The organism is Pseudomonas sp. HAR-UPW-AIA-41 (assembly GCF_002304225.1).
GTDB lineage: Bacteria > Pseudomonadota > Gammaproteobacteria > Pseudomonadales > Pseudomonadaceae > Aquipseudomonas.
In genome coordinates this window covers 257,350-275,107 of sequence record NZ_NSLB01000003.1, presented here as the reverse complement: position 1 = coordinate 275,107, position 17,758 = coordinate 257,350, and the positions used below count along the sequence as shown (strand labels likewise).

The window sequence follows — 17,758 nt, the reverse complement described above, 5'->3', positions numbered from 1 at the left end:
CGTGCCTCCTGGGCATGAAAAAGCCCGCACATGGCGGGCCTGGTTGACTGCCGCGAACGCGGTCAGAGTCGGGTCTGGATATTGAGCGCGGCGGCGCGTAAGCCGATGCGGCCCTGTTGGCGCATCGCCCGGCTGTTGGCCACTGCTCGGGAAATGTGGTCCACGGCATCCTGCGGGCTCTGCAGACGATCGGCCAAGCCGGCCGCAATGCCTGCCTTTCCACGGTACAGGGCGGCCTCCGTCGCCATTACCTGCTCGGGCGTCAGGCCGCGATACTCGGCCACAGCGCTGACGAACAGCTGGTAGCTCTCCTGCACGATGTCCTGCAGAACCTTCAGCGACTGGTCGCTGATCGGCTCGTGCGGGCTGAGGTCGTTCTTGTGTGCCCCGGCAAAAACCGTGGTGACCTTCACGCCCATGTTCTCTTCCAGCTTGGAGCGATCCATGTGGCTGGCAATGACACCGATGGATCCGACGCCACTGGTCTGGCTCACCACCAGCTCGGAGCAGGCCGAACCGATCAGATAGCCGCCGCTGTAGGCCATGAAGTTGACCAGACCCGTGATGGGCTTTTGCTGAGCCAGCGCGCGGATATCAGCGGCCAGCTCGAAGGCGCCGACGGCTGACCCTCCCGGGCTGTCGATGTCCAGCACGATGTGCTCGACCAGCGGGTCTGCTACTGCCGCTTTCAACTGCTGTCGCAGGCCCTCGTAGCTGGTCATGGTCTCGCAGGGGTTCATGTGGCTACCGCGGCTCACCAGCACCCCGTGCACCGGCAGCACCTCCACGCCGGTCTGCGCGATGGCCGCCCGGCGCTGCTCCTCCATGCGCTCCATGCGGACGCTGGAGTAGTCGTCATCCTCCATGACTTGCGGCGTAGCGGGTGCCCCGATGTTGATGATGTTCAGATTCATCGTGCGGTTTGCCCACTGCACACCCAGGTCGAGCATGTCGGGCGTCACCAGCAACGGCTGGTTGAACAGCAGGCTGGAGGCTCGGAGGTATTTACTCATTGGCCAGGATCCTTTCGATCTCGCGCTGCTGCAGCTCGAGCTGCGCCCGCACGTTCGGGTTGTTCAGGTCAGGCATGCCCTTGCTGGCGTCCACCATGTTGAGCGGCTGCAGGTACACGTCACCACCGGGGACCGGCGGCATATTCTCCAGTCGGCGGATATCGTTGACCGATAGCCAACCCCACTGGCGCCCGATGGCATAAGCCTCGTAGCGGCTCTTCTGGTCGCCACGCAGCAGGCCGGACAGGTTGAACTCGATGAAGTACTCGCGGCGATCCTGCGGCAGCAGGAAGTCCCGCATCATGGCCTGTTCGTGCCGCTTGACCCACGGCAACAAGGCGAACACCACAAACTGAATCAGTAGCTGTTCGATGGTGTTGTAGTTTGCCTTCTCAAGGTCATTCACCATCGGCAACGGGATCTTGTACATCCTCGCCACATCGGTGCCAGTGAGCTTGAGGATGTTCACGATCTCGGCATCGACGTGGTTCATCGACACCGGCTTGAAGGCCATGCCCTCCTGCAGGAAGGCGACCTTCTTGGCGTTGTCCATGCCGCCGAACTTGCTACCCCACTGATCGAGGATGCGATCGATGGTCGCCTGGTCCTTGATGGCCGGCGCCTCGCGGGGGCGCTCGATTACACCCGACACGGCTACACCATTGGCAAACGACTTGCCGGTGTACTGCCGCACGGCCTGAGCAAGCCCAACGGCTTCGGCGTGCAGCTCGATGGGTGACATTCCCACGTAGTGATTGAGACTGCCCCAACGCACGTGGTGCACCATGCGCATGGGTACCGGCTCATTGCTACCGATGCGGTAGTACGGCAGCAAGTCGGCACCCTTGAGCACCTGCGTGGCATCGTTCATCAGCGGCCACAGAGCCTTGACGTTGCCGTCGTCGCGCCGATCGATCCAGCTGAAGCTGTTGCCTCGCAGGCCGCAAGCCATTTGCTTGCATTCCTGAAATTCGTAGGGCGTCTGGAATCCGTTGGGCTGGTAGCGCAGCACGTCATACAGCGGGTGGTTGATTGCTGCCTCCCGCTGCCCCTTATCCCTGCGGTGATACAGCTCCAGTGGGAGCTGCCCCATGCTCTCGGCCAGCAGAGTCACACAGTTCTGCAGGATAGGCACACCAAGCGCAGTTTCTGGCGTGACCTTGATGCCCGTGCTGTTGCGACCAGAGCCGATCAGGCCGCGCCAAAAGTTGCTGCTACCGTCGCTGACACTGCCATGCCCACTGGAGAGCACGCTGGAAAAGAACATGCTCAGCCTCCTTTGGCCATAGCGGCGGCCGCAGCCGCCTTGTCAGCAAGGCGAGCCCAGGCCAGCAGCCCAACGCCCGCAACGATGAATGCAGCCGGCACATGCAACATGGCCACGCCCGCCACCAGCAGGCCGAAGCCAAACAGCCCGGCCAGCCAGGACAGGATGACCAACTTCATATTCCGACCCCTTCTTCCTCGTAGATTGATTTGCCGCTGCCGGCCGCGGTCGCGCCGCTGATGCCGGTAGCCATGATGGCGGCGACAATCCCGTCGATTCGCCCGATTGCCTTGGCCTTGTCTACCTTGCGGTTGCCTGCAGGGTCCGACACGGTGATGGCGTTACCGGCGTTCCAGGTGAGCACCGGGTTGCCGTCGTGACGCAGGGTTTCGATCTCCACCGGAGCACTATCCAGCAGCTCGTAATCCTCCGGCGCCAGATCGATCACCTCTGGCTCTGGCGCTATGCCAAGCAGGCGCCGCTCGAACTCGTCAACCGCCGGCCCCATGTCCTTGAAGCCCTGGCCGAACCCGACCAGCTCAGGCAGCTCGATGCTGTGCTCCGCCATCAGCTCGCGCAGGTCTTCGATACGCCAGCGGTCGTAGGCGATCTGCTGCACCTCGAAGTAGTGGCAGATGGTCTGCAAGCGCCGCAGCACATGCAGCTTGCCGATCGCCCGGCCGGGCGTTGTCTCCAGGTGCTTCTCTTTGATCCACAAGGCATAGGGCACCTTGTCCTGCTGCTCGCGCTTGTCCAGTTGGTGATCTGGAATCCAGAAGTACGGCAGCAGGCGCCAGTGCGGATCGGCCGCGGTCGGGTAGAACAGCAGCACGAAGGCGGTCAGGTCAGTCGTGCTGGACAGGTCGAGACCAGCAACGCAGGGACGATTGCGCAGCACGCGCATCGGCACGCGCTCCTCGGCCTGGCTCCAGACGTCCCAGCCAATCCACGGTGAGTCAGCCTGCGTCCACTCACAGAAGTTGAGGCGCCTTACCACGGCCTCCTTGGCTGGCAGGCCGCGCGCTTCCTGCACCTGCTCGCGCAGGTACTTACGCCCGGGGATGCCATCGGTCTGGCCCTCAGGGATGTAGTCCAGCGACGGGTTGACCTTCGGCCAGCAGGACTCATCGGTGAACGGGTCATCCCCTTCATCCAGCGAGCAGATGAAGGCGAAGAAGGTGTCGTTCTCCTCCTGCCCCGAGCAGATTCGCACGCCAAGGTCATGGTGCTGACCACAGACCGTCTTCTTGTCCGAGCCGCTGTTGGTGATCATCACGATCATCGCGCGGCGCCGGAACTTGGTACCGGCACGCATCATGTTCACTGCGCTGGCCGTCTTGTGCTCGTGCAGCTCGTCGATCAGAGCGATGTGCGGCCGCGGGCCTGACTGACCATCGTCGGAACTGATCGCCCGGAAGAAGCTCTTGGTCGAGGGGTAATACAGGTTCCATACCTTCTCGTCCCGCCCGGACTGCACCAGGCGACTGCACAGGGCCGGCGACATGGTGACCATGCTCACCGCATCGCGGAACAGGATCTGCGCCTGATCGCGCTTGGTCGCGGCAGCGTATATCTCGGCTCGCTGCTCCTTGTCGGATACCAGGCCATAGAGACCGATGCCGGCCACCAGCGGCGACTTGCCTGAGCCCTTGCCGGTTTCGATGTAGGCCATGCGGAACCGCCGGTAGCCATCGTCCGTGTACCAGCCGAAAAGGCTGCCCACCACGAACGCCTGCCACGGCGCCAACAGGAACGGCTGGCCCTCGTAGTCGCCACCATTGAGGCACAACACGTCCTCGAAGAAGCCGATGGCGCGGTCTGCAGCATCCTGCCTCCAGACCAGGCCGCGCAGGGCGCCGGTCTCCAGGTCTCGCAGATGGCGCCGGCAGGCGTTGCGCACATGTGGCCCGGCGACGATCTTGCCGTCCAGCACATCCAGCGCGAACGCCTTGACCCGGCACTCAGTTGAAGTAGCGGTCTGCTGCGTCTCGTGCGTCATTGGGGAATAGCTCGCCTTGAGGCGCGGCGGCCTTCATGTTGCGCCGCGCGATCGGCGAGAAGCCGAACAGGGCTCCCGCCTGGTTGGCCCGGCGCTCGGCATCATTGGCCAGCTGCCGCCAGATGCTAATCTGCTTGGCGCCGCTGGCGTAGGTCTGCACATCACCGGCACCGTCAGCCTTGGCATTCTGCTCGGCGATCATGCGGCGGAAGCGAGTCCAGTCGGCAACCGCCTCGCAGTAGGTAGCCAGCGCCATCATGTCCAGGGTGCTGACCCAGCCCAGGCTGAGCAGGGCAGCCACTACCCGGTCCCACTCTTCAGCAGCAGCCGGGCTCAGGAAGTCAGGCTTAGGCGGCGCGGCGGTTGGTACCGCAGGCTCATGCGCTGCGGCCTGCAACGCGGCCACGCTCTGCTTGCCAGGGTTCCCACGCAGCAGGTGAACGGTTGCGGGCAACCCGGGGCGCCCTGAATTGCCATTCCCGGACATATCCATCTCCAGAATCTTTAGACCCCCCACCCTCCATTTTTCCCGGCGTTGCGAACGAAGGGGACCGGGCGGTCTAGAAGGTGAGCGGCGAAATGTTTTTCACCCCCCCTACCCCTGGGCAGGGCTATGCCCGGCGGTTCCAGTGGTGAGCGGGGTCCGTGGGGCGGCCCGAGGCATCGCACCCGACGCGGCGCCCGGACTTCTCCAGGCGCTGCTTCACCGAGTCGTGGCAGTGCTTGCACAGCGACTGCCAGTTGTCGCGCGACCAGAACAGGCGCCATGCCTCACTGATGCGCTCAGCAATCCCGCTCTGCTTGGCCTCGGTCAGCCGCGGCGGAATCTTGTGGTCCACAACCACAGCAGCCACCGGCCGCTCGGCGGTGCTGCACTCGGCGCAGTAGGGATGGCGGCGCAGGTGATCCTCGCGCGCCAACTGCCAGCGGTAGCCGTAGCCACGCGCGTTCGAGTTACTGCGCGCCGTTGTCATCGTGCGAGCGCTCCCAGCGCACACCGAGCTTCGAGCGCATCACATCCTCGAACAGGAAGATGGCCCGACCACCCATGTGCCCACTGATGCCGACGATGGCCGCCGACCACAGCGGGTCGAGCCGGGCCGCCTCGCACAGGTAGAAGGCGATCACGCCAACGAATGCACTGGTGGACACCTCGCCCACCAGCTCCGCCAGGCTGAACTTCTGAACCTTGCCGCTCATGACACGCGCCCGATAGTTGGTGAAGCCGCCCCAGGCGGCCAGCAGCAGCACCCACCCATAGGTGAGCAGCCCGTAGCTGGTCGGGTCCTTATCCACGGTGCGACCTCCAAGGAAGAAAACGCCCGCTGCCACGGGCAGAGCCTGCCCGCATTCGGCGTGCAGGGAATCGGAAAAAGAAAACCCCGCCGGGGTGGGCGGGGTTTTGCAGGTGCCCGGAGTGGGGACTCACGGGCGGCGCACAGCACTGTGCCTAGTGGTCGAGAGGCGCACCTATCGAATCGTGCCGCCTTTGTACCCCCCGACGGACAAACCGAAAAGCCCCCGTTATCGGTACATTCTGACGGGGGCTGACGGGGGCGCACCGGGGCGCACCGACGCCGAACAGCCGACGAACGGTCACGCCTTTTTAGCCCCATGCAGCTCCGCGCCACGCCGCGAGTGGGCCTTTGCGGCCTGCTGCACCGATGCCCTGCGCAGCCGATCGCCCTCGCGCTTGGCCGCCGCGAGCTGGGCAGCGCTGCGCTGATGCCGCGCCTTCAGCTCCGCAGCCACCAGCTCATGCAGCCGATGAACCAGCCGCCGGTACATGCGCCCACCGGTATCGTTCACCGCCAGCTCCAGGTCATACAGCTGATCGCGCAGAGCCAGCGCCGGGCACGGCAGGTAACGCTTGCGGGCCAGCTTCGCCAGCAGCACCCCATCCTCGGCATCGCGCTCGACCGCAGCCACCGCGGCAGCCACCTCGCTGGCCAGGTAATCCACCCCAGCCCCGGCCATCAGCACCCGGTGCCCGCTCACCCCACCGCGCGGCGCCGGGCCGCCGTATTGGATCAGCGCCCCCATCGGGCTGGCCAGGCCGCCACTGGGGCCGCACTTGCGCTGCTGCTCACCCCAATGCCGCATCACGTCCTCGATCGCCTCAATCATCGCCCTGCTCCCCATCACCAGAACCAACCCAACACAAAAACGCCCAACCCAACACAAACCCAACACACAAAAAACCCTTTAAAAACAGCACATTGATTAATGCTGTGTTGAGTGTGTTGGGTTTGTCGGGTTTTTCAGTCCTCGCGTAAGGAAAAAACGACTCACCACCATCGGGCCGCTGGGAAAAATTCGCGCACGCCTGCGCGCGTGAAAAAACCCAACACACCCGCAACAGCCCGCCAGAACCCGCGCAAATCGTGGCTTGCGCCTGTGTTGGCTCGCAAAAACCAACCCGACACAACCCAACACAACCCAACACACAATCGCGCGCAGTCATGCCGCAGCCCCCTTCAGGTGTTCCCAGGCATCCACGTTCCAGCCCGCCATGCGCGCGGCATCGCGCCACTTCGTCACGTGCTTGCCCAGGTCGGCCGAACTGGTGGATGGGGGCAGGGAAGCCCCGGGATCGCAGGGGAAGAAGAAGGCCCCGAAGCGCCTGCTGTTGCCATCCGTCCACGGGATGGCCCGGGTCTTCTGCACCTCGGCACTGATGAACAGGCTGAACTTCGTCTGGCTCATCGCGTGCTCCTTGTTGCGCGAGCACCACTCGAGGAACAACGCATACAGGTCGCTCGACAGGCAGGCGCCCCACAACCCGGTGCCCAGCTCGCTGGTGCGCCACAGATGCAGGAAGGTCTGCCACCCCGCCCTGCTCAGTGCCACCAGCCGCTGGCGGGCCTCGGTCTGCGGCGGCCGGGTGCGCTGGGCGAAGTCGGCCAGGTCGACCGACAGCAGCCACGCATACAGCGCCGCCACCCCGCCGCCCTCCAACTCACGGCCGATCGCCTTCTGGCGTTCTTCCGGCAGGGTCTCCAGCGGCCACATCACCAGCATGCGCCGGTCACTGTCGCTGATCGGCCACGGCATGATCTCGTTCGACAGGAACACCGCGTTCATATGGTTGGCTTCCTCCCAACCGTTGATGAACTTGCTCTCCATGCGCACCGTCTTGCCGGTGATCAGGTGCTTGATCTTGCCCACCTGGTTGTAACGCTGGTCACGCGAGACCACTTCCTCGAACACCGCCCACAGCTTGCCGCTCTGCCAGGCGTTGAAGTTGCTCTCCAGCTGCGTCTGCCCCACCGTGGCCGCGTACTTCCCGTACAGCATCCCCATGGTGTCCGCGAACAGCAGGCTCTTGCCCGAGCCCTCCATCGTCGAGTGCATAAGCACCGCCGTGTCCATCTTGGCGCCCAGGTGCTGCAGCGGGTAGGCCATCCATCGCGTCAGCCACTCGGTGGCCTTCTCATCGTGGTTGCACAGGAAGCTGATCAACCAGCGCAGGTTCGCGCACGCCTCGTCATCCCGCACCGGCTCCAGCGGCAGACCCTCGAAGGTGTTGATGTAAACCGCCGGGTCCTTCGTCATCGTCGGATCGAACACGATGTGATCCACGTCCACCACACGCCTAGTCGGGCTGTTCAGCCACAAGCTGTAGCCGTCACCCAGCGCCATCTTCACAGCGCCCTCAGGGATGCGCCGCTTCTTCGCCGCGTCCCACACATCCTTGGTCCCGTCGATGTACACATAGCGCTCGATGGCCGGCACACCCAAGGCGCCGCCCTTCTTGCCGTCCATGCGGCGGGTCTCCTCCACATCCCGCACCCACTCCTCGCTCACCCGCTTCTTGCGGTCAGGGTCGGTGACGGAAGCCCACTCCTTGAACAACTCCTTGCCCACGTGCGCCTCAAACCCGGCGCGCTTCATCTTTTTCGCCTTGTCGAAGTCCCACACATGGGTGGTTCCTTCCACCAGCGCATAGCGCCGCAGCAAGGCCTCCAGAGTCAGGGCCTCCCCCTGCCCCCCGTTGTCGGAGGAGCCGGCCGGCGCTACCGGCGCATCACCCGAGGATGGGGCTGGGGGAAGGTCCGCAGCATCAGGGCGAGCAGCCCGCTGCCGCGCAGGCGCCTCGATGCCCAGCGCCTTGGCGGCAGCCTTGATCGCCGCCGGCACGTCGCCGTTGTGCTCGAGTATGCAGAACACATCGAAGGCATCATTCTGGTGCCCGTTCGCGAGCGGGTCAGACCCATGGTGCGAATACACCCGGCCATCCTCGCTGATGGTCACACCCGGCAGCCCGGTGCTGCTCTGCGGGCACAGCCACTTCTTGCCGCGGCGCTGGTACCCGTGGGCCGCCAGCAGGCTCTCCACCTGGTTCGCATTGTTGAAGGCATCGATCACCTTCGGCAGATCACCACCACCCTGCTGCGCCGGCCGCGCTGGCTTCTTCACCGCCGCCGGCTGCTGAGCCTTCGGCGCCCATGGGCAAACCTCCTCGGCCATCCGCTTGAAGATGTCCCAGTTGGTCCAGATGTTCAGCAGATCGCGCGGCAACTCCGGCAGGCCATCCGCCGAGGGCGGCGTGCGCCAGGTGTACGGCTTGCCGGTACCCGGATGAATCGAGGGCGGCAGCACGTCCTGCACCAGGCCGGCGCGCAGCTCGAACACCGTGAAGCGCTTCAGGCCATCGGCCTTCGCACGCATCTCCTGCTCCAGCTGCTTGTCGCCCGTCTCCTTGGCGCGCAGCTCAGCGGCCTTTGCCAGCTTGAACTTGCTCCCGTCCGGGTCCTGCTCGTTCGGCCAGCTCAGCGAGTGGCGGGTCAGCTCTACGCCTTCCGGCAGCCGGAACAGAATGCGAAAGCGCTCGGGGTTGCCTACCGCCGTCGGGTAGACCACCGCGAGCGCATCCAGATCCATGCCCAGCAGGTCGCCCAGCACCTGGCGGGTACTCGGCACATCATCCACGTCCAGCGAGCAGACCCGGCTCGGGCCCAGCACCACACCCATGTTGTGCCGCGGATGCTCCTGCCAGAAGCGCTCGGCCTCGCCCGCCTCGGTGAAGTAACCGCCGGGCTGGTTCCAGCCATTGCCCTTCGGTGCCTTCTCGCCCGGGGCGATCGGCACCAGGGCCAGGTTGAAGGTTTCGATGTAGCGCCGCGCCCAAGCGGCAATCGGAGTGGCGGTCCCTGCCTGCGTCATACGCGCCGCTCCCGCAGCGCCTGACACTCAATGCAGGTCTGGCACCCTGGCACCGCCTCACGGCGCGCCTGGGGAATCTCATCACCGCACGACTCGCACTCCAGCGCACTCTCGCCGCTGTACTGCACCCGGCTGGCAATCGCCCGCTGGCGTTCGGCCTCGGCGGCCTGCTCAGCCATCTCCATATAGCGCTCATCCATCGTTGCGCGCCTCCATGGCCTGCCGCGCGCCGGCCATGATGCCCAGCACCGCGCGGATAACCCGGTTGCCGTGGTACTCCAGCAGGGCGACCTCATCAGCCTCCCATTTGTTGTCCTCGGCGCCCTTGTGCAGGCTGCGCACAAACTGCCCCTCGGTTTCCAGCAGCTTGCCCACGGCCTCCAGCGCATCCTTGGTGGCAGGCACTGGATCAGGGCGGTACCACACCGCCCCGGCCGGGCGCATCAGCGCATCCAGCAGACGGTCGTCGCGGGTCAGGGCGATGATCTCCTCCAACTCATCCGGGGTCGGCCAGCGGCGTTCCTCGTCGAGCTTGAGCTTCTTCTGCAGAGAATCCAGATCCATGACCATGTCATGGGCGAGGGACGTGATGCCCCCCTTGTAGTCGCGCCCGGCGCGGTACAGCGCCTGGCGGAGAGAAAGAACCGGACCCGCGTCCGGCAGTAGGTCTGTGCGACTCATAACCGTAAATGCCCCCTTTACGGTGTAGCCATCGCGCAGGGCAGGCCCTACTCTATAGCTACGACCGATGCAGTGCTGTGTCGTCGTAAGCCGAAGCAAGGAGGTCAGAGTCCTTGCCCGGCACCCCGCCGGCGCGGGAGGTCAGAGTCCCGCGCCGGCAAACCTTTCTTAGGCCGCCTGATTCCAGGCGTCAGTGAGGCGGTAGTGTTCCAAGACCTCACTCATACTTACGGCCCCACCACTTTCCTTCGCCAGCGCCCGGATGAGCTTCACGCTCGGATCCTTGGTGGCATAGCGAATGTGCGTGCTCAGGTAATTTGCAGTGGTCGAGCAGCGCTCTGCGTAATCCGCAAGCTGCTGCTCACTCATGCCACCGATGTAGTCGCGAAGTTTCATGGCTGGTTACCTCCGAAACAAAAGATACCTGTCAGGTATTGTTAAGGCAATACCCTTTGGGGAATTTACCTGACAGGTATCACGCACCCAGAATGGCCACATGACCATTTACGAAATCCGCCTCGCCAATACTCGCCGCCAAATCAAAGAGCGGCAGCTCATGCTCAAAGACTTGGCCAATCTGCTCGGCAAGTCGCCGGCTCAGGTTTCCGCCTTCGCCGGAGAGAGCGCGCACAAGAACATTGGGGAGCAAATCGCCAGAGAGATTGAGCGCGCGCTTGATCTCCCGCGTGGCTATCTGGATGCCCCGCACGACAGCCATGGAAATGGAACCATCGTGGGCACCACAGGGAGGAAGTTGCCAGTGATCGGATCGATCGCAGCAGGCGCCTGGTGTGAAGCCGTCGACCAGTTCAACCCGGGCGACGCCGAGGAATGGGTTGAAGCGCCTGGCCCGGTGGGGGCAAACGCCTTCATCCTTCGCGTCGAAGGCATCAGCATGGAGCCACTATTCACTGCTGGCGAGAAGGTTGTTATTGACCCATCACTTGAGGCCCAGCCCGGGCACTATGTTGTAGCCAAGCGCTTAAGCGACCAGGGCGTAACCCTCAAGCAATTGCGGCAAGAAGGCAGCGAGTACTACCTCTATGCCGTAAACCCAAACTGGCCAGAACGCATCATCAGGCTGACGGAGGAGTGGCACATCTGCGGTCGCGCCAGATGGAAAATCGTCGATCTTTAGAGCAATAGGCATGGAGGCTAAACGCTATGAAACTTGACCAACATGGCCAACCCATCTCCAAACGCATCTGCGCCGCCCGCAATGCCACACGCGACGCCAACGAACTGATCGGCCTTTGTCACGGCGTCCTAGCAGACGGCGCGATCAACGCACTGGAAGCACAGTTCATTCAGCGATGGCTTGTCCAGAAGCGCGACCTCCTTGATGTATGGCCCTGGAACGCCCTTTACGATCGCATCAGCGAGATGCTCCAGGATGGACACCTGGATAGCGATGAAGAGCGAGAGCTGATCGGAATTCTGGCCGAACTAGCGCCGCCACCAGCAGAGCCAGCCCATCCCGAAGAACCAGAGCAGCCCCGAAGCACGACACTGCCCCTCACAGAGCCGCCCGAGATAATCTTCCCGGACAAGGTCTTTGTATTCACAGGCAAGTTCGCCCTTGGGACTCGAGATCAGTGCATCGCAGAAACGGAATCCCGCGGCGGCACAGCAAGCGACCGCATAACCCGCACGGTCAACTATCTGATAATTGGCGAGATCGGCAGCCGTGACTGGGCTACCGCGAGCTGGGGCCGCAAGATCGAGCACGCTCAGATGCTTGCTCAAGACGGTCACCCCATCCATATCGTCAGCGAACAGTTCTGGGCCAAACACCTATGACCCTCATAACCCGGAGCATTTGCGAGCCACTCCGCGCAGGGCTCAATCAAGAGCAACTATGGGGCAACACTGAGCGCGGACTTATCGCCAGCTGGGAGATCGGCCGCAGGCTGGCTGCTAGCGACCCCGAACTAGCTCAGCGCTGCCTATCAGGCCATCTACCACCGCTCTACTGGAAAGGCGGAGTAAGCAGGCAGCTCAAGAAAAAAGAGAAGTACGGTTCGCTTTTCTATCTGGCCGCCTGGCAGGGCCTTAGAGGCCAAGACCTCGCGGTTGATGCAGCCAAAGAACACCCCATGACCTGCTCCGCAACAGGCATGCTGATCGTCTTCACCCCCGACATTAGCAAGCTCGCAAACGAAACCGGAGACAACTAAAGAATACCTAGCAGGTATTGCATATACCCAACAGGTATCCTAATCTAGCCGCGTACCCACACTCTGACCTTTGGAGTACGCGACATGCAAACGACACAGCACGCACCCACCCCCTGCCAGGTGCTTATGCACCCGGCCAGCAATCTCGCCCGCATCTTTGAAGTCCGCCGCCTGGCGCGCGATGCCGGCTGCCAGTACGTCACCAGCGAGCAGCGCCGCGCCCAGCGCAGCAGCAGTCTCGGCCCGCAGGGAGGTGACGCAGCATGAAACAGCTCGTCATCGGCCTGCACGGCCTCGCCCGCACGGGCAAAGACACCGCCGCCCGCTACCTGGCCGCGCACTACGCCCTGCTCTCCTACGCCTTCGCCGAGCCGCTCAAGGCCGCGATCATGCAGATGTTCAACCTGACCGCCGAACACATCGAAGGCGCCCTCAAGGAAGAACCGCTGCCAGGCATCGGCAAGTCCCCGCGGCAGCTGATGCAGCTGCTCGGCACCGACTGGGGCCGCGACATGGTGCACCGCGAGCTCTGGCTGCTGCTGGCCGAGCAGAACCTCAACCACATGGCCGCCCTGCACCAGGACCCGATCACCGGCTTCATCCTGCGCGACGTGCGCTTCGAGAACGAGGCCGACTGGGTGCGCAGCAAGGGCGGCGTCATCGTCCATATCCATCGGCCCGAGGCCCAGGCGGTGGCCAGCCACGCCAGCGAGAGCGGCATCGGGGTGCACGACAACGACTTCGTCATCCACAACGACGAGGACTTGCCGCACCTCTACAAGCAGCTGGACCGCCTCATGGGCGTCCTGATGCGCCGCCAGTCCCTGCGCAGCGCAGCCTGAGGGCAGCCCATGAACCGGACCATTCGTGAAGCCGCCCAGGTGCTGGGCCTGCGGGAGAGCGCCTTGCGCGCTCACCTGCGCCGCACCAAGGCCGTGAACAACGACGGCTCCCTGGCTGCCAAGCACGTCGGCGGTGGCCACCTGTTCATGGATGCCCGCAGCCGCTGGGTAGAGCAGCGCAAGCAGTACAGCCACTACGCCGTGCTGATGGTCACCGAGGCCGGCATTGCCTGGCTCGCCGCCCAACTGGGCGTGACCGTCACCATCACCAAGCACAAGGATGCCGCCGCATGAATCCGCACAAGCCAACCGCCGCCGAGCATGCGATCGGCGCGCTCAAGCTGGTCGAGCTGCACCTCGACTTCCCCACGGTAATAGACCGCGCCACCGTGCGCGGCGCCAGCCGGGAGGCCATCGAGCGCCTGCAGCAGCCGCAGGACGCCAACGCGCGCCACCTGCCGGCGCTGTTCTGTGCCCTGTTCCACCGCCTGCCGCGAGGCTACGTGCCTCACGTCACCGTCACCACAGACCCGCAGCGCCCCTTCGGCGTGGTGGTCACAGACCCAGCCGACAACGTGGTCGCCCGCCAACTGGGCAAGACCATCGAAGGCCTGGTCGAGCTTGTGGCAGCCCAGCTCCCCCTGGCGGGGGCCGGGGAGGCCCGGGCATGAGCACAACCCACGCGCGCCTGCTGCTGCAGTGGCAGACCGAGGTACTGACCATCACCCAGGTGCGGGAGAGCTACTTCCCCCACCTGAAAACCGACAAGAGCCTGCTCGCGCTGATCAACCGCGGCAAGGTGAAGCTGCGCACCCGCAAGTTCACCGACTCCCGACTGGAGAAGCCCAAGGTGTTCCTCCAGGACCTGGCCGAGTACCTCGACGCCCAGGCCGAGCAGGCAGCCTAGCAACACGGTGCCCGGCCGCTCCGGGCAACTCTCTGACGATCCACAACAACGAGGCACAGCACATGAGCAAGAAAGCACGACCCTTCATCGACACCCTGCGCGAAATCGAGGCCGGCGGCCTGCTGGACGAGCTGACCGAAGTCCAGCACTCACTGGTCGACGCCATCCGCCTGACCGGCAAAGCCGGTGAGCTGACCATCAAGCTCGCCTACAAGCCAGACGGTGCCGGGCAGATGACCATCAAGGCCGACGTGAAGGCCAAGGAGCCGGTGCTGTCGCGCGGCACCTCGCTGTTCTTCCTCACCCCGGAAGGCAACCTGACCCGCCGCGACCCACGCCAGCAGGAAATCCCGCTGCGCTCGGTGACCGACGACACCCCGCCGACCGAAGCCCTGCGCACGGTCAACGAATAACCCCTCTCTGACACCGCTCACAAGGAGCACACCCCATGCAACAAGCCATCAACCAGCTCGTCACCCTCGCCCAGGCACTCGGCAAGCCGATCGATCATCCCGGTCTGGCGTGCCCCATCGCCTTGGTGCCGCAAGGCGTTGAGCTGCAGGGCCTGGAAAAGCACCTCCCGGCACCGGTCCGCACCCGCCAGCGCCTCACCGTGCTGGACGCGCTGACCTTCATCGCCTACATCACCCGCTTCGCCACCCCGGCCACAGCCGTGTTCTGCAATGGTCCGGAAGGCCGCACCTTCCGCGCCGTGTTCGACTACCACCAGCCCGACCAGCCGGCCTGGGGCGAGCACACCGCCACCTACTGCTGCCCGCTCACCATCGAGTGGGGCAACTGGAAAGACGCCGACCGCAAGCGCATGGATCAGGCCAGCTTCGCCGAGTTCATCGAGAACAACGTGAAGGACATCGTCACCCCGCCGGACAACCCTGCAGCACCGAGCGCGGCGGACATGCTGGAGATCAGCCGCACCCTCGAGGCGAAGAAGAACATCAGCTTCCGCCAGGGCACCCGCCTGGACAACGGCCAGGTACAGCTCACCTACAACGAGCAGATCGAGGGCCGAGCGGGTGAAGCCGGGCAGCTCAATATCCCCGAGCAGTTCTATATCGGCCTCAAGCCGTTCCTCGGCGGCGAAGCCTTCCTGATCACCGCCCGCTTCCGCTACCGCATCAGCGAAGGCCGCCTGTCGATGTGGTTCGAGCTGGTGCGCCCGGACAAGGTGCTCGAGGAGGCCTACAACGCCGTCCGCAAGCAGATCGCAGACAGCATCGGCGACGTGCCGGTGTACGAAGCGACCCTCTAACCGTTCAGCAACACCCCGCCGCCGGACTCTGACAACTATTCCCGGCGGCGGGTCCTAACGAGGACACAGCACATGCAGAACATCACCGTACTCCAGCTCGGCGCCGCCTTGGCCATCATCATCGGCCTCGCCCTCGCATGGCTCGCCTTCCGCGCTGCCCAGCAGGCCCGCGCCATTGGCTACGACCAAGGCTACGACGACGCCCGCAACGCCCAACTCGCCCGCATCGAACTGCTCCAGGGCGAGCTGGATGACCTCAGCGGCCTTGCCGCCGACCTCGAAACTGCACGCCGCCTTGAGCGCGACGAGCTGATCCAGGACGCCGACCGCCGCATCGCCATCTACGCCAGCCGCTCCAACCCCTTCACCGAGGCCGACCTGCTCACCCTGCAAACGGCCGCCGAGCAGCTTGGCCTGCTGAGCCGCACCTTCCACGGCTTCGGGTCCACCAAAAACGCCACCCAGGCCAGCCACATCGCTCAGCAGACGCTGAACATGGCAGAACGCCTGCGCGCCGCACTGGCCGCACGTACCGCCCAGCAGGAAGCACGCACCCTGGAGGCCGCAGCATGATCAACGCCACCCACTACGTGCTCGACTTGGAAACCATGGGCAAAGGCCCGCGCGCCGCCATCGTGGCCATTGGCTGCGTGCGCATTGAGCAAGGCGCCATCACCGACACCCTCTACCGCCGCGTGTGCCTGGAGTCATCTCTGCAGGCCGGGCTGGTGGCAGATGCCAGCACGGTGAACTGGTGTCTGAAGCAGGACGCCGCCGCCCGCGCCGAGGTGGACGGCAGCCAAGCCTCCGTGCTGCTCGCTGTCGCACTCACAGGCCTGAATAACTTCATCGCAGAAGGCAATGCACTTGTGTGGGGCAACGGCAGCAGCTTCGACAACGTCATCGTTCGCAGCGCGCTCGACGCCTGCGGCATGGGCAACCTCTGGCATTTCTGGAACGACCGCGACCTGCGCACCCTGCTGGCCCTCTACCCCGAAGCCAAGGCACTGCCTTTCGAAGGCACCAAGCATCACGCCCTCGATGACGCCATGCACGAGGCCAAGCAACTGCTGATGGCGCTGAATCTCCATCAGACCCTACAGGTGGGGGCATTGGTATGAGCTGGATACTGACCCGCAGCGGCCGCAAGTTCGACCTGGCCAACCCCACCGCCGACATGGTGGACCCGACCGATATCGCCCACAGTCTGAGCATGCAGTGCCGTTTCAACGGCCACACCAGCAGCTTCTACAGCGTGGCCCAACACTGCTACTTGGTGGCCGATCTGGTACCGACCGAGCACCACCTGGCCGCCCTGCTGCACGACGCCACAGAGGCCTACGTGGGCGACCTGGTGCGCCCGCTCAAGGAAGGCATGCGCGACTTCGCCAACAGCCACGGCGACGAGTGCCTGTACGACCTCACCGAGCGCCGGGTCTGGATCGCCATCTGCCAGCGCTTCGACCTCGACCCGATCCTGCCCGACTGCGTGAAGCACGCCGACCTGGTAGCGCTGGCCACCGAGAAGCGCGACCTGATGCCCAGCCACCCCGAGCCGTGGCCATGCCTAGAAGGCATCCAGCCCCACGCCGGCTACATCGACCCATGGCAGCCCAGCTATGCCGCCATCCACTACCACCAACGCCTGCTGCAGCTGCTTTGCACCACGCATCGCCGGAGGGGAATGTGAATGAGCTGGCTCTTTTCGCGGGCGCTGGTGGCGGAATACTCGGCGGCCAGCTGCACGGCAGAAGAACTATTTGCGCCGTTGAACGTGATGCCTACGCAGCACAAGTTCTGGCGCAAAGACAAAACGATGGAGTACTCAAACCTTTCCCAATTTGGTCTGACGTGTGCTCTTTTGACGGCATCCCGTGGCGAGGAATTATTGATGTCGTTTCGGGCGGCTTTCCATGTCAAGACATATCGGCATCAGGCCCCGGAACCGGAATTGAAGGTCCAAGATCCGGGCTTTGGAAGGAAATGGCTCGAATCATCGGTGAGGTACGACCCCTCTACGTCGAGCTGGAAAACTCACCGCTGCTTGTGGGAAGAGGCCTTGCCGTGGTCATCGGTGACCTTACCAACATGGGGTATGACACGCAGTGGCTATGTCTATCAGCACGCGAACTCGGCGCGGCTCATGAAAGAGATCGCACCCGGCTGGTCGGGAGAGACATTTCCAACACCCTCAGTTGCAATGGTCAAGGGATCATCTCTAAAGGCGCTGACACGCAAAAATGGCCAATCACGACTCAGGAACAGGCTGGACTATTGGGTAGAGCGCGATGGCCAGAATGGCCGCCTGAACCCAGAGTTTGTCGAGTGGCTCATGGGCTGGCCCACAGGGTGGACCGCAATAGAGCCCTTGGCAATGGACAGGTACCTCGAGTGGAAGCTGCAGCATTCGCCCTACTATCTAGCTTCAGCTAAGGA

General features: G+C 64.0%; 27 protein-coding genes. 14 read left to right on the top strand and 13 right to left on the bottom strand.

The features are described 5' to 3' along the window. Positions 1-62 precede the first annotated feature (62 nt). The 13 genes from CK486_RS08575 to CK486_RS08525 all read right to left on the bottom strand — a co-directional run bounded on the left by CK486_RS08575 (position 63) and on the right by CK486_RS08525 (position 10,522). Entirely contained in the window at positions 63-1,013 is a 951-nt protein-coding gene (locus CK486_RS08575) for a S49 family peptidase (RefSeq protein WP_095939873.1), read from the bottom strand. After that, complete coding sequence (locus tag CK486_RS08570; RefSeq protein WP_095939872.1) at positions 1,006-2,280, bottom strand: phage portal protein; 1,275 nt, start codon at positions 2,278-2,280, stop codon at positions 1,006-1,008. The genes CK486_RS08575 and CK486_RS08570 overlap by 8 nt, the downstream gene beginning before the upstream one ends. A 2-nt stretch (positions 2,281-2,282) precedes the next feature. Then, positions 2,283-2,459 carry a hypothetical protein gene (locus tag CK486_RS18065; protein ID WP_176481674.1) on the bottom strand — a complete coding sequence of 59 codons (177 nt, stop codon included), beginning with the start codon at positions 2,457-2,459 and terminating at the stop codon, positions 2,283-2,285. Next, positions 2,456-4,279, bottom strand: coding sequence for a terminase large subunit (locus tag CK486_RS08565; protein WP_095939871.1), 1,824 nt, complete (start codon positions 4,277-4,279; stop codon positions 2,456-2,458). Before CK486_RS08565 ends, CK486_RS18065 begins: the two co-directional genes overlap by 4 nt. Further along, positions 4,242-4,733 (bottom strand): P27 family phage terminase small subunit, encoded by a 492-nt coding sequence (locus CK486_RS08560; protein WP_176481673.1) that lies wholly within the window; start codon positions 4,731-4,733, stop codon positions 4,242-4,244. The genes CK486_RS08565 and CK486_RS08560 overlap by 38 nt, the downstream gene beginning before the upstream one ends. A gap of 157 nt (positions 4,734-4,890) precedes the next feature. After that, positions 4,891-5,253 carry an HNH endonuclease gene (locus CK486_RS08555; protein WP_095939869.1) on the bottom strand — a complete coding sequence of 121 codons (363 nt, stop codon included), beginning with the start codon at positions 5,251-5,253 and terminating at the stop codon, positions 4,891-4,893. After that, a complete protein-coding gene (locus CK486_RS08550; protein WP_095939868.1) occupies positions 5,234-5,575 on the bottom strand; it encodes a phage holin family protein in 342 nt (113 codons plus the stop codon). Before CK486_RS08550 ends, CK486_RS08555 begins: the two co-directional genes overlap by 20 nt. Before the next feature lie 300 nt (positions 5,576-5,875). Beyond that, complete coding sequence (locus tag CK486_RS08545) at positions 5,876-6,406, bottom strand: hypothetical protein (protein WP_095939867.1); 531 nt, start codon at positions 6,404-6,406, stop codon at positions 5,876-5,878. Further along, positions 6,399-6,743 (bottom strand): hypothetical protein, encoded by a 345-nt coding sequence (locus CK486_RS17940; protein WP_141248892.1) that lies wholly within the window; start codon positions 6,741-6,743, stop codon positions 6,399-6,401. Before CK486_RS17940 ends, CK486_RS08545 begins: the two co-directional genes overlap by 8 nt. Next, positions 6,740-9,445, bottom strand: a complete 2,706-nt coding sequence (locus tag CK486_RS08540) for a bifunctional DNA primase/polymerase (RefSeq protein ID WP_095939866.1) — start codon at positions 9,443-9,445, stop codon at positions 6,740-6,742. Before CK486_RS08540 ends, CK486_RS17940 begins: the two co-directional genes overlap by 4 nt. Further along, positions 9,442-9,645 carry a TraR/DksA C4-type zinc finger protein gene (locus tag CK486_RS08535; protein WP_095939865.1) on the bottom strand — a complete coding sequence of 68 codons (204 nt, stop codon included), beginning with the start codon at positions 9,643-9,645 and terminating at the stop codon, positions 9,442-9,444. Before CK486_RS08535 ends, CK486_RS08540 begins: the two co-directional genes overlap by 4 nt. Then, a complete protein-coding gene (locus CK486_RS08530; RefSeq protein ID WP_095939864.1) occupies positions 9,638-10,126 on the bottom strand; it encodes a phage regulatory CII family protein in 489 nt (162 codons plus the stop codon). Before CK486_RS08530 ends, CK486_RS08535 begins: the two co-directional genes overlap by 8 nt. Before the next feature lie 168 nt (positions 10,127-10,294). Further along, complete coding sequence (locus CK486_RS08525) at positions 10,295-10,522, bottom strand: hypothetical protein (RefSeq protein ID WP_095939863.1); 228 nt, start codon at positions 10,520-10,522, stop codon at positions 10,295-10,297. Between the two features lie 100 nt (positions 10,523-10,622). On the opposite strand from CK486_RS08525, the gene CK486_RS08520 reads away from it, so the two are divergent. From CK486_RS08520 to CK486_RS08455, 14 genes are all read left to right on the top strand, one after another. After that, the gene (locus tag CK486_RS08520; protein ID WP_095939862.1) at positions 10,623-11,264 is read left to right on the top strand and encodes a LexA family transcriptional regulator; all 642 of its coding nucleotides are present in this window, start codon (positions 10,623-10,625) and stop codon (positions 11,262-11,264) included. A 26-nt stretch (positions 11,265-11,290) separates the two neighbouring features. After that, a complete protein-coding gene (locus CK486_RS08515) occupies positions 11,291-11,926 on the top strand; it encodes a BRCT domain-containing protein (protein ID WP_095939861.1) in 636 nt (211 codons plus the stop codon). After that, the gene (locus CK486_RS08510) at positions 11,923-12,303 is read left to right on the top strand and encodes a hypothetical protein (protein ID WP_095939860.1); all 381 of its coding nucleotides are present in this window, start codon (positions 11,923-11,925) and stop codon (positions 12,301-12,303) included. Before CK486_RS08515 ends, CK486_RS08510 begins: the two co-directional genes overlap by 4 nt. A gap of 84 nt (positions 12,304-12,387) precedes the next feature. Continuing rightward, the gene (locus CK486_RS08505) at positions 12,388-12,570 is read left to right on the top strand and encodes a hypothetical protein (RefSeq protein WP_095939859.1); all 183 of its coding nucleotides are present in this window, start codon (positions 12,388-12,390) and stop codon (positions 12,568-12,570) included. Further along, positions 12,567-13,145 (top strand): deoxynucleotide monophosphate kinase, encoded by a 579-nt coding sequence (locus CK486_RS08500; protein WP_095939858.1) that lies wholly within the window; start codon positions 12,567-12,569, stop codon positions 13,143-13,145. The genes CK486_RS08505 and CK486_RS08500 overlap by 4 nt, the downstream gene beginning before the upstream one ends. Before the next feature lie 9 nt (positions 13,146-13,154). Next, positions 13,155-13,439, top strand: coding sequence for a hypothetical protein (locus CK486_RS08495; RefSeq protein ID WP_095939857.1), 285 nt, complete (start codon positions 13,155-13,157; stop codon positions 13,437-13,439). Then, positions 13,436-13,816 carry a hypothetical protein gene (locus tag CK486_RS08490; protein WP_095939856.1) on the top strand — a complete coding sequence of 127 codons (381 nt, stop codon included), beginning with the start codon at positions 13,436-13,438 and terminating at the stop codon, positions 13,814-13,816. The genes CK486_RS08495 and CK486_RS08490 overlap by 4 nt, the downstream gene beginning before the upstream one ends. Beyond that, positions 13,813-14,052, top strand: coding sequence for a pyocin activator PrtN family protein (locus CK486_RS08485; protein ID WP_095939855.1), 240 nt, complete (start codon positions 13,813-13,815; stop codon positions 14,050-14,052). The genes CK486_RS08490 and CK486_RS08485 overlap by 4 nt, the downstream gene beginning before the upstream one ends. A gap of 62 nt (positions 14,053-14,114) precedes the next feature. Beyond that, the gene (locus tag CK486_RS08480) at positions 14,115-14,465 is read left to right on the top strand and encodes a hypothetical protein (RefSeq protein WP_095939854.1); all 351 of its coding nucleotides are present in this window, start codon (positions 14,115-14,117) and stop codon (positions 14,463-14,465) included. Positions 14,466-14,500: 35 nt separating this feature from the next. Continuing rightward, positions 14,501-15,322: a YfdQ family protein gene (locus CK486_RS08475; RefSeq protein ID WP_095939853.1), complete on the top strand. Its 822-nt coding sequence runs from the start codon at positions 14,501-14,503 to the stop codon at positions 15,320-15,322. A 72-nt stretch (positions 15,323-15,394) separates the two neighbouring features. Next, positions 15,395-15,895 carry a hypothetical protein gene (locus tag CK486_RS08470; protein WP_095939852.1) on the top strand — a complete coding sequence of 167 codons (501 nt, stop codon included), beginning with the start codon at positions 15,395-15,397 and terminating at the stop codon, positions 15,893-15,895. Further along, positions 15,892-16,443 carry a 3'-5' exonuclease gene (locus tag CK486_RS08465; RefSeq protein ID WP_095939851.1) on the top strand — a complete coding sequence of 184 codons (552 nt, stop codon included), beginning with the start codon at positions 15,892-15,894 and terminating at the stop codon, positions 16,441-16,443. The genes CK486_RS08470 and CK486_RS08465 overlap by 4 nt, the downstream gene beginning before the upstream one ends. Continuing rightward, positions 16,440-17,012, top strand: coding sequence for a phosphohydrolase (locus CK486_RS08460; RefSeq protein ID WP_095939850.1), 573 nt, complete (start codon positions 16,440-16,442; stop codon positions 17,010-17,012). Before CK486_RS08465 ends, CK486_RS08460 begins: the two co-directional genes overlap by 4 nt. Further along, positions 16,928-17,755 (top strand): DNA cytosine methyltransferase, encoded by an 828-nt coding sequence (locus CK486_RS08455; protein WP_256574387.1) that lies wholly within the window; start codon positions 16,928-16,930, stop codon positions 17,753-17,755. The genes CK486_RS08460 and CK486_RS08455 overlap by 85 nt, the downstream gene beginning before the upstream one ends. Positions 17,756-17,758: the final 3 nt, after the last annotated feature.

Bases quoted from the DNA above. Each gene is read 5' to 3' on its own strand.
- CK486_RS08575 (WP_095939873.1), bottom strand. From the start codon at position 1,013: ATGAGTAAATACCTCCGAGCCTCCAGCCTGCTGTTCAACCAGCCGTTG.
- CK486_RS08570 (WP_095939872.1), bottom strand. From the start codon at position 2,280: ATGTTCTTTTCCAGCGTGCTCTCCAGTGGGCATGGCAGTGTCAGCGAC.
- CK486_RS18065 (WP_176481674.1), bottom strand. From the start codon at position 2,459: ATGAAGTTGGTCATCCTGTCCTGGCTGGCCGGGCTGTTTGGCTTCGGC.
- CK486_RS08565 (WP_095939871.1), bottom strand. From the start codon at position 4,279: ATGACGCACGAGACGCAGCAGACCGCTACTTCAACTGAGTGCCGGGTC.
- CK486_RS08555 (WP_095939869.1), bottom strand. From the start codon at position 5,253: ATGACAACGGCGCGCAGTAACTCGAACGCGCGTGGCTACGGCTACCGC.
- CK486_RS08545 (WP_095939867.1), bottom strand. From the start codon at position 6,406: ATGATTGAGGCGATCGAGGACGTGATGCGGCATTGGGGTGAGCAGCAG.
- CK486_RS17940 (WP_141248892.1), bottom strand. From the start codon at position 6,743: ATGACTGCGCGCGATTGTGTGTTGGGTTGTGTTGGGTTGTGTCGGGTT.
- CK486_RS08540 (WP_095939866.1), bottom strand. From the start codon at position 9,445: ATGACGCAGGCAGGGACCGCCACTCCGATTGCCGCTTGGGCGCGGCGC.
- CK486_RS08535 (WP_095939865.1), bottom strand. From the start codon at position 9,645: ATGGATGAGCGCTATATGGAGATGGCTGAGCAGGCCGCCGAGGCCGAA.
- CK486_RS08530 (WP_095939864.1), bottom strand. From the start codon at position 10,126: ATGAGTCGCACAGACCTACTGCCGGACGCGGGTCCGGTTCTTTCTCTC.
- CK486_RS08525 (WP_095939863.1), bottom strand. From the start codon at position 10,522: ATGAAACTTCGCGACTACATCGGTGGCATGAGTGAGCAGCAGCTTGCG.
- CK486_RS08520 (WP_095939862.1), top strand. From the start codon at position 10,623: ATGACCATTTACGAAATCCGCCTCGCCAATACTCGCCGCCAAATCAAA.
- CK486_RS08515 (WP_095939861.1), top strand. From the start codon at position 11,291: ATGAAACTTGACCAACATGGCCAACCCATCTCCAAACGCATCTGCGCC.
- CK486_RS08510 (WP_095939860.1), top strand. From the start codon at position 11,923: ATGACCCTCATAACCCGGAGCATTTGCGAGCCACTCCGCGCAGGGCTC.
- CK486_RS08505 (WP_095939859.1), top strand. From the start codon at position 12,388: ATGCAAACGACACAGCACGCACCCACCCCCTGCCAGGTGCTTATGCAC.
- CK486_RS08500 (WP_095939858.1), top strand. From the start codon at position 12,567: ATGAAACAGCTCGTCATCGGCCTGCACGGCCTCGCCCGCACGGGCAAA.
- CK486_RS08495 (WP_095939857.1), top strand. From the start codon at position 13,155: ATGAACCGGACCATTCGTGAAGCCGCCCAGGTGCTGGGCCTGCGGGAG.
- CK486_RS08490 (WP_095939856.1), top strand. From the start codon at position 13,436: ATGAATCCGCACAAGCCAACCGCCGCCGAGCATGCGATCGGCGCGCTC.
- CK486_RS08485 (WP_095939855.1), top strand. From the start codon at position 13,813: ATGAGCACAACCCACGCGCGCCTGCTGCTGCAGTGGCAGACCGAGGTA.
- CK486_RS08480 (WP_095939854.1), top strand. From the start codon at position 14,115: ATGAGCAAGAAAGCACGACCCTTCATCGACACCCTGCGCGAAATCGAG.
- CK486_RS08475 (WP_095939853.1), top strand. From the start codon at position 14,501: ATGCAACAAGCCATCAACCAGCTCGTCACCCTCGCCCAGGCACTCGGC.
- CK486_RS08470 (WP_095939852.1), top strand. From the start codon at position 15,395: ATGCAGAACATCACCGTACTCCAGCTCGGCGCCGCCTTGGCCATCATC.
- CK486_RS08465 (WP_095939851.1), top strand. From the start codon at position 15,892: ATGATCAACGCCACCCACTACGTGCTCGACTTGGAAACCATGGGCAAA.
- CK486_RS08460 (WP_095939850.1), top strand. From the start codon at position 16,440: ATGAGCTGGATACTGACCCGCAGCGGCCGCAAGTTCGACCTGGCCAAC.
- CK486_RS08455 (WP_256574387.1), top strand. From the start codon at position 16,928: ATGGCAGCCCAGCTATGCCGCCATCCACTACCACCAACGCCTGCTGCA.